The 17,147-nt window shown below is 42.9% G+C and carries 14 protein-coding genes; 8 read left to right on the top strand and 6 right to left on the bottom strand.

All coding sequences use genetic code 11. The annotated features are described in order from the left end of the window. Positions 1-278: 278 nt before the first annotated feature. The gene (locus ASF12_RS02480) at positions 279-2,219 is read right to left on the bottom strand and encodes a S8 family serine peptidase (RefSeq protein WP_081418573.1); all 1,941 of its coding nucleotides are present in this window, start codon (positions 2,217-2,219) and stop codon (positions 279-281) included. Positions 2,220-2,865: 646 nt separating this feature from the next. On the opposite strand from ASF12_RS02480, the gene ASF12_RS02475 reads away from it, so the two are divergent. Then, positions 2,866-3,426, top strand: coding sequence for an RNA polymerase sigma factor (locus ASF12_RS02475; RefSeq protein WP_056029109.1), 561 nt, complete (start codon positions 2,866-2,868; stop codon positions 3,424-3,426). Continuing rightward, complete coding sequence (locus ASF12_RS02470) at positions 3,407-4,099, top strand: DUF4367 domain-containing protein (protein WP_056029107.1); 693 nt, start codon at positions 3,407-3,409, stop codon at positions 4,097-4,099. Before ASF12_RS02475 ends, ASF12_RS02470 begins: the two co-directional genes overlap by 20 nt. A 253-nt stretch (positions 4,100-4,352) precedes the next feature. Here ASF12_RS02470 and ASF12_RS02465 read toward each other — a convergent pair whose 3' ends face one another. Both ASF12_RS02465 and ASF12_RS02460 read right to left on the bottom strand, forming a co-directional pair. After that, positions 4,353-5,219, bottom strand: coding sequence for an S-layer homology domain-containing protein (locus ASF12_RS02465; RefSeq protein WP_056029105.1), 867 nt, complete (start codon positions 5,217-5,219; stop codon positions 4,353-4,355). 153 nt (positions 5,220-5,372) lie between these two features. Continuing rightward, positions 5,373-5,633: an FG-GAP repeat domain-containing protein gene (locus ASF12_RS02460; protein ID WP_162241880.1), complete on the bottom strand. Its 261-nt coding sequence runs from the start codon at positions 5,631-5,633 to the stop codon at positions 5,373-5,375. 19 nt (positions 5,634-5,652) lie between these two features. Between ASF12_RS02460 and ASF12_RS02455 the strand changes: the two genes are divergently transcribed. Next, complete coding sequence (locus ASF12_RS02455; protein ID WP_056029101.1) at positions 5,653-5,910, top strand: S-layer homology domain-containing protein; 258 nt, start codon at positions 5,653-5,655, stop codon at positions 5,908-5,910. A gap of 172 nt (positions 5,911-6,082) precedes the next feature. Here ASF12_RS02455 and ASF12_RS02450 read toward each other — a convergent pair whose 3' ends face one another. Beyond that, entirely contained in the window at positions 6,083-6,454 is a 372-nt protein-coding gene (locus tag ASF12_RS02450; RefSeq protein ID WP_056029099.1) for an iron chaperone, read from the bottom strand. Positions 6,455-7,014: 560 nt separating this feature from the next. On the opposite strand from ASF12_RS02450, the gene ASF12_RS02445 reads away from it, so the two are divergent. From ASF12_RS02445 to ASF12_RS02435, 3 genes are all read left to right on the top strand, one after another. Continuing rightward, the gene (locus ASF12_RS02445; RefSeq protein ID WP_056029097.1) at positions 7,015-8,229 is read left to right on the top strand and encodes a cytochrome P450 family protein; all 1,215 of its coding nucleotides are present in this window, start codon (positions 7,015-7,017) and stop codon (positions 8,227-8,229) included. A gap of 29 nt (positions 8,230-8,258) precedes the next feature. Beyond that, positions 8,259-8,501 carry a ferredoxin gene (locus ASF12_RS02440; RefSeq protein WP_056029096.1) on the top strand — a complete coding sequence of 81 codons (243 nt, stop codon included), beginning with the start codon at positions 8,259-8,261 and terminating at the stop codon, positions 8,499-8,501. A gap of 89 nt (positions 8,502-8,590) precedes the next feature. Next, on the top strand, positions 8,591-9,478 hold the full coding sequence (locus ASF12_RS02435) for a TetR/AcrR family transcriptional regulator (RefSeq protein ID WP_056029094.1): 888 nt from the start codon (positions 8,591-8,593) through the stop codon (positions 9,476-9,478). Positions 9,479-9,580: 102 nt separating this feature from the next. Here ASF12_RS02435 and pdxR read toward each other — a convergent pair whose 3' ends face one another. Beyond that, complete coding sequence (gene pdxR, locus ASF12_RS02430; RefSeq protein WP_056029092.1) at positions 9,581-11,014, bottom strand: MocR-like pyridoxine biosynthesis transcription factor PdxR; 1,434 nt, start codon at positions 11,012-11,014, stop codon at positions 9,581-9,583. A 165-nt stretch (positions 11,015-11,179) separates the two neighbouring features. Here pdxR and ASF12_RS02425 point away from each other — a divergent pair, with 165 nt between their 5' ends. Both ASF12_RS02425 and ASF12_RS02420 read left to right on the top strand, forming a co-directional pair. After that, positions 11,180-12,235, top strand: a complete 1,056-nt coding sequence (locus ASF12_RS02425; protein ID WP_200931579.1) for an LLM class oxidoreductase — start codon at positions 11,180-11,182, stop codon at positions 12,233-12,235. A 3-nt stretch (positions 12,236-12,238) separates the two neighbouring features. Beyond that, positions 12,239-12,799, top strand: a complete 561-nt coding sequence (locus ASF12_RS02420; RefSeq protein ID WP_327204889.1) for a methylated-DNA--[protein]-cysteine S-methyltransferase — start codon at positions 12,239-12,241, stop codon at positions 12,797-12,799. Positions 12,800-13,167: 368 nt separating this feature from the next. Here ASF12_RS02420 and ASF12_RS02415 read toward each other — a convergent pair whose 3' ends face one another. Then, complete coding sequence (locus ASF12_RS02415) at positions 13,168-17,001, bottom strand: hypothetical protein (protein ID WP_056029088.1); 3,834 nt, start codon at positions 16,999-17,001, stop codon at positions 13,168-13,170. Positions 17,002-17,147: the final 146 nt, after the last annotated feature.

The following is a 17,147-nucleotide window of genomic DNA, read 5'->3' as shown; positions in this document are numbered from 1 at the left end:
AAATCGACCACGTATCGGTTAAAAACACGCTAAAAACGATGCGTAATCCGGGTAGCTATAAGGCAGGCATCCTAATAGAAAGTAATCGCCATCGCATCTTGATCCTTTTTTTTATAAGTAAATTGTGAATATGTAAATATTTTATTTAAGACAATTGATTTTTTAAAATAGGAGTTTACTTACAGAGCAGAAGTATGGGGTTATCAAAGATAATAATAGAGAGGTTGGGAATTGGTATGCCCCTACCTCTCTATTATTTAATCAAGTTTTTAATCTTTTTAGTAAGGACCGAGCACAGTCCAAACATCGTAGAGATTACTATTCAGATCTGGAGGTTGATTTTGCGTCCACCATTTGGCTTTATACTTCACTCCGTTATAAGAAACAATGTCATCTTGAACATAAATGGAGGAAGCGCTCCATGGAGTAAAGGAAGCGTCAACTTGAACCGTCACCGAGTTATTTTCCGTAGACAAATTACTAAAGCCATCCCGAGCCTTGACAGTAAATGTATATGAACCACTTGTTAATCCACTGATCGTAGCGGAGTTGCTAGTCGTTCTTGCTATAGCAAATGGATCGTTATTCACATAAATGTCATAACCGATCAATCCAACATTGTCCGTAGAAGCTGTCCAATTCAAGGTAACTGTGTCAGTGATAGTACTAACAACTAGATTGGTTGGTGCTAGTGGTGCTTCTGTGTCGTTAGGTACGGCACCTGGCGTAGGTAAATTTGATATAATTTGTTTCAAATTGGGTAGGGTGCCGATTCTATCATTAGCCATATCGGAAGTCGGGGTATTGAACGGTAACCATCTCAGTATTCTACGAATTTCAGCTGGCGAATACGGCTCGCCGAAATTAGCCTTAGCAATCCCTTGCAGTTGTAGAATCGCGCCTACAACGACAGGTGAAGCGGAAGATGTTCCATTGAAATAGTCGGTATAACCAGTTGTCGAAGCAGTACTTGTTGCACCTAAGGTAGCAACGTTCTCACCAATACCGAAAACGTCGATTCGATTGCCATGGCTACTAAAGTCGAGTCTGTAGTGAGGCGCAGTTGATGATCCCGCTCCTACAAGTATTGCTCCAGAATCTTTGAAATCTGGGAGATCCCGATTGTAGATGTATTTATTATCCCAATGCTGGTACTGATCGAGATCAGCACCACCGTTGGCTCCCGCTTCTACAACGACAATACCTAAGCTTGTTGCATATTGGATGGCATCAAACTCTGCTGGCTGTGTTTCGATAGGTAACCAAGGACCGCCAAAACCGATCTGTATTTCAAGCAGAATAACGTCACCCGGAGATAATACTTGTGTGGCCGCTAAAATGGCTTCTGCTGCGCCACCTGAACGAACTAAAGAGGATACAATGGGCGTTGCTTTGTTAGCTAGCCCGATATTGCCGATAGCATTGTCAACCGCGGATACAACCCCGAGTACAGCCGTACCGTGACTACCATCTCCATCATTAATGCCACCTGGCAAAAGCTGTATGTTATGAGCAGCTAGATCTTCATGATTTAATGCCCAACTCCACTCGATATCGGCCCACTGGGTGCCTTTACCATCGCCACCTTCAAATTGCCAAGCATACGGAGCGTTAATACCTAGAGGATCTGCTTGCGCATATCTTTGAAATGAGAAGCGTGGATTGTTATCTGGAAGGACAGTTGTTGTGTTTGGAAAAGGTGCATTGGCTAATTCTGGTTTTTTGCTTAAATACGCTTCCTCAACGAGCGACAAGCTTCGCAACTTTTGTAACAACTGTTCGACGTCAGCGCCAGCAGGAATCTTGGAATAATAATAGCGATCAAATACGGATTCAAACGGACTATCAGTAATGCCTTTGTTAGCTGACGGTAAGAATTGCTGCGAGATTAGCGGGTCAAACGATAATTCTGGGACAGCTGATAGCGGCGATACTTCTTGTTGCAATTGAAGTTTTCCTTCTTTACTTGGAAGGAAGGCTTGTTGTTTAAGTTTGACAACAATTTTTTCTTCGAATATTGAAGTTGCAGGGTTTGAGAATGATGTACTCGTCGGAAAGGACTGTCCACTCTCTGAAGCGTATGCTCCATTTGACAAAGTACCTAATGATAAAAGCAAGGTCGAGGCTAGAGCGACGGACAACGTTTTTTTTAATTGGGAATAAGTATGTATAATAGTAATCTCTCCTTTGTAATCGTTCTTTATTTTAGTTCCAAGCACTACCGTTTAGAAATTAAAAGTAATCAAAAAGCTGAACGCTAGTAATAAAGGGTAGACGAGTGCGATAGGTTACGTTCTGATTAAATGCGAATACAAGTCTATCATCCCCTTTTATTCAATATATTTAACTTTTTGTTTCTATCTGGATGAATAGACTAACAATTTACAGTGTAAGTTAAGGCGAATATTGGATCAAATCTGAGGTAAGCGTAAACAAAGACAGTAATATACAGATATCAGCTTGAAACTTCTATTTACTCTCTTTCCCATAGGTTCAGTAGGAGATAATGTCGAATAATTCCCACTTTAATGTAATTTATTGTTGTGAGCTGAGTCTAAACTCCTAATTTTGAAAAAGAAACCGACTAATCCGGTAGAGCACGTCGCTGGCAGCGAAGAGGTCATCTAGAGAAAATAGTGTTAGTATAAACGGATATTGGGGTTCTTTTAAACCAAAGATGAAGTCGAAAAGCCGCATCAACAGGCATACTGTTCATGTGGCCTTTATCGTTTGAAATTCAAGCTAGAAGGAGTTTGGGGAATTAAGCTTAAATTCGCGAAATCTTTATTGGACTGTCAGATTTAAAGCGCAGTGCAGCGAAAAATGCGCTCAGGCCGTCTAATAGGTGGAGGTGATAATTCAGTGATGCCGGCCGGCTCGAATAACAAGGAAAATTTCCCGAAAGATCCCTCTCAAGCTCTAGAGCAGCTGATGGAAAGCTTTGGCTCGACGATCATGCGCACCGCTTATTTTTATACCGGCGATCAGCATTTTGCCGAGGATATCAGTCAGGAGGTATTTCTTCGCGCTTATCGCAACTGGAACTCGTTTCGTGGAGATAGCGCGGTTAAAACCTGGTTGACGACGATCGCTATCAACGTTTGCCGGGACAAGATGGGCGTGCGGATGTTTACGGAACAGCCGACCGATCCCAGCCGGATGGAGCGGGGACGGATATTCAACGTGGAAGAAGAAGCGCTTAAAAGATTGCAGAAAAGCGAGATTTTGCGGCATATGCTGCGTCTGCCTCTGCCGTATCAGGAGGCTTTGTATTTATATTATTATCTGGACTTGGACACACGGGAAATTGCGAAAGCGACGTCGTCGCCCGAGGGCACCGTGAGAAACAGACTGCACCGGGCGCGCGAGGCGTTGGCTCGGGAAATGCGCAAGGAGGAGACAACCGATGACGGACATGGAGCGTAATTTACGACAACATTTGCAAAAGGAGTCGGATGATATGTTGTTTTCTAAAATGGAATTGAGCGATAGCGTTAAACAGAAGATCAGGAAACAAGCCGCCGCGGAGCAGAGGAGCCGCCGCCGATTCGTTCTCCCGAAAGCCTGGCTTGCAGGATCGGCAGCGCTGGTCGCGGCAGTCGTCATAGTGACGGCATTGCCGATGCTGCAAGAGCCCGCCGCAGTCCCGACCCCAGCGGATCATTCGCCCGGAATTGTACTGCCCGGAAACGGAGGAGCCACAGGTTCGGAGTTGTCCCAATTGATTACAACTCCGTTAGGAACGGCGGAGGCAGCGAAAGCAGCTTTCGGTTCCGGTGTGCTTGTTCCTCAAGTCGCCCCGGAAGGCTTCAAGCTGGCTGAGATCGTCGGCGTGGGAATGAAGGACCAACCGCTCAGAGATTTAAACTTCACATATGGCTCGGGTGATAAGACGGTGACGTTCAGCGCGAGCCGCATGCCGGCGGCGTTCCCGACGGACCTGTTCACACAGACCAAAGTGGGCGGAGCGGACGGCTTTATTTTCGAGCAAGCCGAGTTCACGGAGCTGTTCTGGGTGGTTGACGGCATTCAGTATGGCGTGTCCGGTCCGATTTCGGGCGACGAGGCCATGAAGGTAGCCGAATCGGTGGAGCCTTAATGAGTTGATGCGTGTATATCGTGAATGAATGGAACGCCCCACCCGTCGAATGCTAGATAAATTGGGGTAATGTAATATCCCCATAGGAGACGTGCAGATGAGATTAGCCGTTTTCAACTATAACAAAGAGAAACTGCCCAGACCCGGCCACAGCCAGGTTTGGGCAGTTTCTCTTTGTTAGTTGAATGTCTTCAGAAGGCGTTTCGCCGTCCCATTAAAAGCCGGGGAAAAGTCCGCGGCTCTCATTATGCCATTACTCATTAATTAACATTGCTTGCTGTAAGAATCTTGTTACAATTGCAGCAGTTTGTGCACGTGATAGGTGACTTGCTGCTGTAAGATGTTGATTATGGCCTTGCATGATATTGTTTATGACCATAAGTGCTACGGCTTTCTTCGCCCAACCAGAAACTTGTTGACTGTCCTCAAACGAACTTAATGCATGGTTCGCTTCGGCATCCGTCACGGTCGACGCAAGCGAAGTGATCGCCATCGTTCTAGATAAGATCACAGCTCCTTCTTGCCTTGTAATCGTCTGATCTGGTCTGAACGTATTATCCTCAAAACCTTGAACAAGTTGATAAGCTAAAGCCGTTTGTACAACAGATGCATACCAATCTGAGGACTTCACATCCTGTGGCAAGTTAATTTTCTCAACTGACTTCAAGCCCAAGGCTCTAACAACAATCGCGAGAAACTCTGCACGGGTGATATCTTGATCAGGTTGAAAGGTTGTTGCTGTAACACCATCAACAATGAGGCGCGAAGCCATATTATTGACATCATTTTGACTCCAATGTCCTTGCACATCGGCGAATTTCTTCGAGTTCCATATAATTGAATAGGTACTAATCGTTAAGCTATTCATTACGGCATGTAGTTTGCCGTCTTTTGTAAAGACATTTGTTGGGATGTGGGATATTGTTCCATCTTCATTTAATACAACGGCAGTTGTTATTTGAGTGGGATCGATTAAACTCGGCAATACAATCTCACGTGACACATAACGATCGAATCGATCGATCTTAATGGTACGATCTCCATACATAGCTATAATTTCAAAATTAATCGCTGGAGCAGCCAAAGTCACATTTTGGATTGTAGCGGCAGAATCAAGCAACTTCTTATCACCGTTAAAATCACCAACTGCTAGTGAAAAAAACTGATTCGAAAATGTAGAAATCGTTTCCTCTCGAAATGTGCCCGTTTGATCACCAAAGAGAATATGAAGTGAATATTCTGACGGACCATTATTAGCAACCGCTATATCAGCCTATCCATCACGATTAAAATCACCTGTAGCAAGCGCGCTTGGTTCGTTGATGCCCCCATATTCGTCACCAGTGGTAAATGTTCCATCCCCTTGTCCATACAAAATATATACTTTCTTCGTTCCCTTGTTAGCTATAGCCAGATCGATCTTGTCATCATCATTAAAATGACCTGAAACGATGGAATTGGGTGAGGAGATTCGATTATCATCAACTGAATGATCTTCTATCTGAAATTCCCCATTGCCGTCTCCAAGCAACACGCTTAGATGGTTTGATCCAGTGATCATAGCCAAGGCGATGAAAATCACTGAATTAAAAGACAAACTTGCTGCCAAGTCGACAGATGAGATCATTCATCCGTACAAAGATGCAGCAGCAGCAGCCTCCGATTGGGCGCTGAACAGCATCGCAGACTCCTTGCAGGCTGGTATCGTTACTGGAATGCCGGGTGCAAGGCTTGCACCGAAGCAGGACATTACAAGAGCTGAAGTTGCCTTAATCGTTCAACGACTGCTTCAAAAATCTGATCTTATTTAATACATGTTTTTCAAAGAGGGTTATCAACAACAGAAATGTGAACTGCACCCCGTCAAGTAGACCGAACAATAAATAAAAGTTGTTAAGCGGCATCAGCCCTGAATTGCATTGGACATTTATTTTGCTTGCAAACGTACCCGAGACGAACCCGTATCAGAGGTGGCCCTATTTTTCATTTCCGCCAAAAAGTCGAACAATCCGCCTTATCCAAAATATTAAACTCAATCATTTCCTCCAGTAATGAGAAATCAACAGGACTATCCCATTTGATACGCATCAACTGACTGGTGTGATCATAGCCAGCTTGCACAATGGCATCAGAAAAATGATTAATGCCTGCCTTTTCAGGGGCCACAGCCATATGTTGCTTAGCTATGCTAAAGCCAATAATGAAGGTGTCGTGATCGGTAAACATAGGCTGATTCCAAGCGATTTTTGGCATTAAATTTGGAAATTTCGCAGCTATCCAAGCCAAAACCTCTTCGGTTCTAGCCCGATGGATCGGGTTATCTATATTCGCTAAATATTCTGCAAAAACTTCCATGTTTTTACCTCCGGGCTCAAACCCCAGTAATGTTCTAGCTTCTCCCAAACAACAAAAGGAATAAACAAATTTAGACTAAGTATATCAATGAAAGAATCAGCTTTCCAGAGCAGCAGATTTACAGGCGGAGGACGCTAATCAATGCTACTTTTCCAGATGGGCCTGTTATGGCAGGGCCAATGGTAGCGATATTAGGGAATGTTTTCAGAAGATTCTTTCTGGCCACCCGTCCTTGCCAAAATAACAAGAGGAATTCCATGAAACTTATGGGGCCTATTGGGGAAAACCGCTTGGTATCTGCCTAAATGGCTTGACCGTATTAAAATATTAGCCAGTTAATAAGTGATGATTCCTGTTTTGAACTTTTGAATAGGAGTCATCTTTTTTCAATTCCCATTATCATTCTTTGAGGTCTTCGTTAAAATGAACTGGTAGTATAGTTAAAAATTACCCGTTTTAATAGGTTTGTTACATTAGTTCCAACGAATCATTGATAAGAAATGAACGAATAGTATAAAATTGAATTGTAAATAAATTCTAATTGCCTAAGGAGACTCCCAATGACAACAAATCAGCATAAGGAACCCGCCCAGTCGAAAATCGATTATTTGAACGAAGCGTTTATTCGAAATCCTCATCCCATCTATGCAGAGGTACGCGAGCAAGAATCAGTATCCCGTTTTCTTTTGCCCAGTGGTCACTATGCGTGGATTGTTACGGCGTATGAGGACGTTGCAGCAGTATTAAGCGATTCGCGATTTGTGACCAACCATCCGGTAGAGGAAGGAGTAGAACTTCCGTCCCATGTGGAGATTATTTCCCGAAACCTAAGCAATGTGGATGCAACCGATCACCGCAGACTTAGGCGTTTGGTGCAAAAAGCCTTTACCCCAAGAATGGTGGATCAGCTTAGGGGGCGAATTGAGGAGCTGACTAATGATCTTCTTGATCAAGTTCAGGCAAAGGGAGAAATGAATTTGATTGAGGATTTTGCATTCCCTTTGCCGATCAAAGTGATTTGCGAAATGCTAGGGGTTCCGATTGAGGATCAGGATAAATTCAGTGATTGGTCGAGCGCCATCATGGAAGGTTTTAATAATCCGAAGCATGCCGAACGCAGCGAGCAAGCGTTGATTGCATTCATCGATTATTTGCAGCACTTAATTGCTAGAAGACGAAGCGATCTCAAGCAGGATTTGATCAGCGACCTCATTCGTGTCGAGGAAGATGGGGATATGCTTAGCGAGCATGAGCTGTATGCGATGATATTCGTGCTTATCATAGCCGGCCATGAAACGACGGTGAATTTAATCGGCAACGGCGTGCTGTCATTATTGGAGCATCCAGAGCAGCTGGAGAAGCTGAAAAACGAGCCTGAGCTGATCCATTCGGCGATAGAAGAAATTTTGCGCTATGACGGGCCCGTTGAGGTCAATAATATGAGATTGGCAACGGAAGACGTCGAGCTTCAAGGCAAGCAAATCCGCAAGGGGGAAATGGTGTTTGTTGCGCTAGCTTCGGCGAATCGAGATGACAATCATTTTACGGATCCCAATACGTTCGACATTACACGAAAAGTGAACGACCATCTTGCTTTCGGCAAAGGGATTCATTTCTGCATGGGCGCTCCTTTGGCAAGATTAGAAGGGGAAATTGCCATTAGCACATTGCTTCGGCGTATGCCTGAACTTAGATTGAAAACAAATCGCGAGTCACTGAATTGGCGTCATGGCATCATTATTCGCGGCTTGAAAGAAATTCCGCTCGTGTTTTAAATTAGCCAATTAAGAAAGGAGGACTGATCATGGCCATATACACATGGGTGGATAAAGAGACATGTATCGCTTGTGGTGCTTGCGGTTCTGCGGCTCCAGATATTTTTGATTATGACGGAGATGGGCTTGCTGAGGTGTTCTACGGTGGAGATGGAAATCGTGGTGTTACTGCAATCGAAGATGACGAACTCATGAATGATTTTCAGGATGCGCAGGACGGATGTCCGACCGATTCGATCAAAGCTGCGGATAAACCATTCTCATTGAGCTAATTATGGAGAACTGTACTCACAATAGCAACCATGTCGGAGAAGCCGAAGCGTGATACAATAAGGGCAAAAACATTTGGTGGGGACAAGACATGAGTAGTCGCAAACAATTGCTATTAGAATCCGCTCTTACCCTATTTATTGAGCATGGCGTTGCTAATACAACGATCCAGATGATTTTAGACAAATCAGTCGTATCGAAAGGGACATTTTACAAATTTTTTAATTCGAAGGATGATTGCTTGCAAGCCATTTTAGAGCAGCGGATGCAAGAGGATATCGCTATTCGAAAAAACTTGGAAAACGATCATTATGCTTCTGAATATGATCTGCTAGTGGATCAAATTTCGATACCGATGACATTGCCTGAGAGAGAGCGCGTTTGGGAGCTGTATTGGACGGGTTTCTATTCAGGAGAAATTAATTCATCAAACCTAGCGAATATGCAGTTGAAGTGGTTATCTGAACGATTGACTCAGTTATATGGAGAAGAGATCCGGCCTTATGCAAGCGAAGGTTCTATTTTTTTCTACGGTATGCTGCATCAAATCGCCAATGCGTGGAGAAGCTTTCATGGGCAAAAGCCTGTATGGAACGAGCTTGTACCGAAGGTGCTCTCCTATGTTGAGGTATTACTGCACACGATGCATGAAAGAAAAGAACATATTCTTGATCCTCAAACGTTGGCCCTCTTTCATCCCAGTGAATTTGCGCGTACGGGTCATGTAGATAAAGAGGCATTGCTAGAGGAGCTTCACGATTTCAATAAAATGATTCAAAAATCAAACGAATCAACGAAATTAAAAGAAATCTCAAAAGGCCTTCTGGCTTTATTTCAAGCCCAGGACGAGTTGAATGTCTCGCTTATTGAAATTGTCGTAAAGGCCCTTCAGAAGGAATTCGAATCCAGCAAGCATCGTACGGAGGCTAGTCAAATAGCACGATCCTGCTGGTGGTTTTTAGAACAAATAAAAGTGTGACTACTTTAAAGGTATAATAGCTATTATAGGTTTATAACACCACATTCAAATGCGCCATAGCCGATAAATTTTTCGGTTATGGCGTTTCATTTTCGGTTGCATTCATACGTCGCGGCGTTTCCCAAACCAAGCGCGGTATAGCATGCGAACCCCCTCTGTTATATCCTCCTTGCTCAAACCACCAAAACCGATCTGCACCATGGTTTTCTCAGCCTCACCCCGCTGTGCCCAGAAGGGAGATACAGGGTAGACCCTGACGCCTTCCTCCTCTGCAGTGGCAATCAACTGATGTTCATCCATACCATTATGTACACGCAATAAAATATGAAGTCCGGCATCCTGGCCGATTATGGATACTTGAGCGCCCATCAGCTGCTGAAGCATGGAAATCAACGTGAATTGCTTCTCTCGGTATACATTGCGCATCCGGCGAATGTGGGCTTCCCAATGCCCATTTTTCATAAACAGCTCCAACGTTTTTTGGTGAAAATGTGATACCGTTTGGTCGTATAATCGGTAGTCTTGCTCATCGTGCAGCTCAATTAGTTTCTGAGGCAGAACCATATAGGCAATGCGCAGGGAAGGGAGCAGGCATTTTGAAAATGTCCCTAGATAAACCGTGCGATCATGAGTATCGAGGCTCTGCAGGGACGGTATGGGTTTGCCGATATATCTGAATTCGCTATCGTAATCGTCCTCGATAATGATCCCATTCTGTTCTGCTGCCCATTTCAGTAATTGCATTCTCTTGGGGAGCGGCATAACCATCCCGTAGGGGAACTGGTGGGACGGGGTGATGTACACGATGCGAGATTGGCTTTCAAAAAGCTTCTGTATATTCAGCCCATCCGTTTCCAGCGGGATTGGGTGGATGTGAAAACCATGATGTGAAAAAATCGTCCGTACCCCGTCATATCCCGGCTCTTCCATCGCCATGCCATTGCCGTTGTTCGCCCCACCTATTAAGCGGGATAGCACGCCCAGTAGATACTGAACACCAGCTCCAATCATAATTTGTTCAGGCGTACAATTTACTCCCCTGGAGCCATGCAAATATTTGGCGATTTCTTCTCGAAGTCCAGGTTCTCCGAGCGGATCGCCATATGAACACAAGTCCAGTTGATCCTGATGCAAGCTTAGATTGGCTAGCTTTCGCCAAGTGGCAAACGGAAAATGCGCAGCATCAACATCGCCATAGCGAAAATTATATCGAATCGCCGAGCTAACCTGTGTACTATTTTTCAACCCTTTCTTATTCATTTGATGCGACAAAGGCAGCGACTCCAGCTCCAGATCAATAACATATAAGCCGCTCCTTGGCCTGCTTTGAACATAACCTTCGGCTAACAGCTGTTGATAGGCCAAATCCACCGTATTGCGGCTAATATGGAGGTGGGCAGCCAGCGACCGAATAGAAGGCAGCCGTGTCTCAGCGGCCAGCTTTCCGCTCAAAATTTCTTGCTTAATATATTGATAAAGCTGGGAGTATAACGCCTCTCCAGAATCTCTGTTCAACAATATCGTCAAATCGATCATTCATATCCTCCTTGTAACCTTAATTGACCCTATAATCTAGTTTAGTTTTGTCACTACTTATGGGGTCAATTGCTTAATACAATTATATCACTTCCAGTCAGTCGAATTTGGATGAATGCCAGATGCCAGATGCCAGGAACACTATCGCTTGAGGAGGAGAATGAATTGAACAAACAAATAGATTCCAATGAAAAAATAGATACAGGTCACCAGTCAACGTTGGCAATGGAGACCTTTCATGATCACCCGGGTTTCGGCCGGATGTTTGCCCCAGACAAACTGACAATCGGCATATTTTTACCACTTAAATTTTATACAGGTCAGATGGATGTTTTACAGGGCCAAGCTGATCTAGTTGAGAAGATTGATCAAAATAATTTTGCAGCCGTCTGGGTGCGTGATGTTCCGCTATTTGATCCCGGTTTCCGGGATGCTGGGCAAGTATTCGATCCATTCGTTTATCTGGCCTATCTTGCTGCAAGGACAAAAAACGTATCCTTGGTAACAGGAAGCGCGATCTTCACGCTTCGCCATCCCATTGATTTGGCCAAGGCCGCCGCATCCATAGATGTACTTTCTGGCGGACGGCTTGTGCTAGGGATTGCTTCCGGAGACCGCCCTGCTGAGTTTCCAGCTTATGGGCTAGATGCGGATAATCGTGATGTGCGTTTTCGGGAGACGGTGGCATTTTTTCGTGAGCTGATTCATCAGGGAAGTTCTGAAATTCAATCTTCGCTTGGTAGAATGGGAGGGCTTGAATTGCTGCCTAAGCCTGCAACTGGCGGTATTCCACTTATCGTGACGGGTTCAAGCAGGCAGTCTTTAGATTGGATTGCAGAGCACAGTGACGGCTGGCTCACTTATCCCGAAGCTACGGCAAATGAGACAGGTCCCCGAATGCTCGGACGTAAGATCAATGCTTGGCGGGAAAAAATCCCTGGCGGGATGTTCAAGCCGCATATGACCAACGAATGGATTGATCTTGTTGAAGATGTTAATTATCCTCGAATGCCGCTTCGTGGCGGATACATATTGCGTACAGGGCGAGCAGGGCTGATCCAGCTTTTGGAGGAATGGCAGACAGTTGGCGTCAATCATGCTGCGCTTGGCATCCAATTTTCGAGCCGGCCGCCTGCCGAAGTCATTCAGGAGTTGGCAGAGGAAGTATTGCCGCTTTTCCCTACGCATGCTGGGCCGAAGCCGCTGTTTACTGGGTGGTAGAGGATGATGGGGGCTCAAACGGAAATTTACTGGACAACATTTACCCATTCCCTGTTCAATGGTTTGCCGCTGCAGGTAGCGGCGAGCGAGCGAGGGTTATGTCTAATCGCGTTGCCAGATGACACACATATGAACCTGAAGTTATGGATAGGAAAGAAGTTTCCTAATGCGAAGCTGATTGAACATCAGAACAGGCTTTCTCCATATCTGGAGCAGCTGCAGTCCTATTGTGAGGGGGAGAGTACATCATTCGAGCTCCCTCTTGATTTACAGGGGACCAGCTTTCAAATTTCTGTATGGAAGGCGTTGATGAAGATTCCATTTGGACAAATCCGCAGCTATTACGATATTGCGAAAATGATACAAAATCCCCAAGCTGTCCGTGCTGTGGGAAGCGCCAACGGGGCTAATCCGATTCCTATTGTCATTCCGTGTCACCGTGTTATAGGGAAGAACAGCACATTGACGGGGTACAGTGGAGGCTTGCAGGCGAAAGAAAAGCTGCTTCGATTAGAAGGTTATTGTGATTACACGGTTTTGGGCCATGCTCGTTTTGATTTTTGAACGGTTGTTGCGCAAATCGGAAAATGCCTCGAAGCCATTAACATCGTCCTTTATTATGAAATAAGTTATTAACTCAATGGAGTGTTCTTGCATCCATTCGATCGCCTACTGATAAAATTTAGAAATGAAAATCCCATAAAGAAAAGGCTGGTTCTCTATTGGTATAATTATGTTGATTGTTCACTCCCCCCTACATATTGAGGGGGTAGCAGGGGGGAGGTTATTTCCTTTAAGGTTGATAATTCGAAGTACAAGACATATAGAGCATGCTGTATCCCTATATTATGATTAATTATTGGAAATAAAAGACCGCGCCGACAACCCAACTAGGAGGCGAGTCTAAGTTTATGAATTGGAAATTAGATATTTTAGTTCCCGAAATATATCGTTGATTCAAAACTCTCATTCCGAGCACATTCCCTCTTTGATTCGGACTCAAGCCCTCTATGAATTTCCGCTTTGAGAACTGTTTCTTCTACATGTGCCCAATCTCTGATCAAAGAATTTTCATGCTCTTTTAAATCGTTTATTAAACTAAGGTATGTTTGCATTACCAGTGCTCGTGAACCTTCCCATGACATTGGTCTAAAAGTAACTTTAAATTCATTCAGAACAACGATTGGATCAGAAGAGTTGGCAATGACTCTTAGTGCTAATGGAGTCCACTCCAATATATTATTATTCTCATTTTTTTGATAAGGCACAATTGCTGAGGCTACAATAGGGTATCTTGTTTCGGGATAAATTTCACCCCAATCAATGATTTGATCATCTTCAATATAAGATATAGGATTCGTTGTATTTTCTGAAAAAAATACCCGGCGTATCATGTAATTAAATTCATCACTGTTTCCTAAGAATGAATCGAGAAAGGCTAGTGGCTGTATTTTAGCGAGTGTTCTCAACACATAACTGTAGTCCATAGAATAAATATCATAGTTCAAAAAAGCTTCAGCAAGCCTTTTACATATAACTCTGGCATTTGTTTGTGCTGATTCAGTAGTAAAGCATGCAGTAATAAGGAAAGCTAACTCATAATCCTTATGCTCTATAATGTTTGACTCACGTATAAAAGAAAATTGTGAAATCAGTTCTTGACCGAATTCAATGATAGTATCACTTATTGGGTTTTCCTTGAAATGACTACGTATACGCATATGCAAGATCTTAATTGATGTTGCGATACCTTTAGGTTTAGAAGATATTATTCTTAATAATTCACATAAATCACTATCATTTATAATTGGATGAATTCCCTCATATGCCAAACTTAAATATTGAGATATTGGTGTTATCCCAAGTTCTAGAGATTTTTTGAGCCTTACTAGGCCTTGTCTTGTAATTTTTTTGCTTGTTTGTAGCCATGGATATATAGGAGCTAAAATTTCATTTGTAACAGATTGATCAAGAAATTCCTCAGACAAGTCAGCATTTATATTAGAAATTGTACTAAAAAAACCACAGACTACTTGGAAGTTTCTCTTTGAGTGTTCTACGAGAGAGAGTTGTTGATAGAGTTTCTGCCACATTAATTCAGGATTAACACAGCCATCCGCTAAGCCTTTGCCAAAACTATATAGCCCTGCACCATCATTGCCTAGAAAGGCAGGTAATAATTCCTGTAAAATATCGTCATGGGATGCAACTTCCCGTCCTAAAGAACTAGTAATGTTTTCTACTTGATGATAGTCTTTAATCGTCTTATTGTCTTCATTTTCATTATTACCAGCCCAAATATAGCCCTGTTGATCAAGTGCATACAACTTGGATCGTTCGAGTAAAGTAATTGGTTTAAGAATCACGTCAAGTTTGTTTAAACGAGAAAGAACATTAGAGTCCATACGCTTATTATCGAATTTTATGGTGGTTCTTACTGCAATCCATCCTTCTCTCCAAGTACCTGTACTAGAAAGTACCTTTGCAGCGTCTTCAAGTTCATCAAACATAGCTACTTTCATCCATAATCCTCTAAATTTTTCTGCCAGAAGACCTCTTGCACTAGATGCTACTTCGGAATTAGAAATAGCAAGAGACACTAAATAGTCTATAAATAATTTAAACCATTTACGAACGTCTTCTCTATTTTCTGGAGAATATCCATAGTCTCTTGAGCGAGCACCAAATTCAAACACGTAATGGGAGGTAGAGTGCCGCCATTCTAATGATGCACTTAACAAAGAAAATCCAAGAAATATTCTGTCATCAGACTTTGATTCCACCAAACTTGAAATTATTTTGAGCCTTTGTACAGGTGTAGCATGTGTACCTGAATGATGTATATAAAACAATGATTTTAACATCGTCCTAGTTGAATTATTATTTTCGTTAGCATCTTCTGAAAGAGCAAAGCGACAAATCAATAAAATAGATCGCTCAAACAAATCTTTGTCAAATGCTAGAGATCTAAGAATTCTTGTAAAAACAGAATAATGGGCATTGTCCCTTGAGAAAAATTGTTTTGCATTATCTTGACAGGAAATTTTTTCAATAGCCGTGAGTGTTAGCTCTGGGTTTATTGGAGCAATATTATTAATTAAGCTGATACCGAGTCCGTTTAAGGTACTGATGTTTCCTAATAAACCATCCTCTGAAAACCATTTACTAGCTATTTGTTTTGCTGAGTCGCATTCATGTAAATAGCTCAATCGTCTAGAAAAAGATATTAAGAGCCTCTCGGAGCCAGCTCTTTCAAACACTGTGTATATATTTTGAAGTGGGATGTTTTCTAGAGCTCTTTGCGCAAGCTTATTAGCAATGGCATGAGGTAATACAGCTTTCCATATGCTTCTTTGCTGTATAAGTTCTCGACGCTTTAGTTCACTGACATATTCGTACATATCTCGGACGGGCATGCCTACTAAAGAGCCGAGAAGCTTCAGTTCAGCTCCGGGGCCTTTAACCGTCTGACTGTCGAATGAGTATACTAGAGAACAAGCTTCTGCTACTCTAAGCAAATTACTATTGGACTCGTTTCGTTGTTGGAATAATCGAATAAATAGCTGGTTATCTCTTAAATTTGATAGGTTTTCACCTTTTTGTACTGTACGAGCTAGTGCAATTGCAATACGTGCATTACCTCCGGAAACTTCGGCTATGGTGTGAGAATCTATTTCACTTATGTGATTGAATCGAGCTCGAATAACTTTTTCAATAAGTTCAGAGGAAGCTGGTTCTAAACGAAACACTTCTGTTTCTTCAGGCAGGTCATCTCTAACATCGTACTCGACTGTTATTAGACTAACTAAACTTCCTATAGCTGAGCATACGGAAGCTAGTCGGCTATGCAATTCAGGTGGGCAATTATCTACTATTAATAAAGAATATCTACGAGAAGCTATTATTCGTTCAGCAAAACTACGAGGGTCAGGGTTAGGACTGTCGCTAATATCAGAATAGAACACTTGTGAATGATTCAGGGGGAGTTCACCTATGCGTTCATCGAATAAAGCTTGAAGTAATCTCGTTTTACCTACACCTGAAAGTCCAACTAAACGAACGGAAGATGCTGGACGTTGTAATATTTCACGAAGGTGGTTTATTCCATCTACTGCGGAAAGTCCATTTGAATGAGGGACGGAGCCGTTGTGAAGGCGGATGTGTCCGTCCAGCATGTACTCTTCTTCAATCCCGCCTGGGGAGTTTGCCCAATTTCCATATGTTCCCCATCCTTGAATCGGTCGTCCTATTTTATCTCTTATCCAAAGAACAAGAGCTGGATGGTTTCGTACCCAGCCAGCAATTCGTTCGCGATCATAGAAATCAACTTTTAAAGCTTGAGAATTCGGGTAATCCGACACTGCTTCTTGCATCGCATCTTTTCGATCTGAAAGTGCCGAGTCAGCAGTTGATCCCTGACTACTCACAATGATATAGGCTCCACTTGCGTCAATTAATTCTGTAATAACTGCTCTAAGTTCACCATTTGGTCGCATTTCATTAATAATTGCACCACGTGGCATGTCCGGCTTTTTTACTTGAAAACAATTTTTAGACCTAGGAATAAAGCTATCAGAATGTATCGTACTTGTAAGTTCAACACGGACATCAACACCTCCGTCTTTGGCATTTTGGTGCCCACCCCATGTAACTCCAGCGGTAGGCAGTCCATTAGCACGAATATCTGCTTCACAAAGAAGGCCAATAAGCGATCTTAAATCAATATCACTTAATTCACTAATATCATTGCCTGTAATTTCGATCATATATTCAGGTAGACCTCCTGCAGTTAATATGCTGAAAATAAAGTTGTAAATATAAATATATCGAAATATATCTCTAACAAATAAAACTATGGGAATAATTTATCAATAAATTATATAGTGAGTTCTGGAGAATTTTTCTTTTCATT

The organism is Paenibacillus sp. Leaf72, from assembly GCF_001422685.1.
In the GTDB taxonomy this organism is placed as follows: domain Bacteria; phylum Bacillota; class Bacilli; order Paenibacillales; family Paenibacillaceae; genus Pristimantibacillus.
Note: the sequence above shows the minus strand (reverse complement) of the source record. Positions and strands in the feature narration are given on the sequence as shown.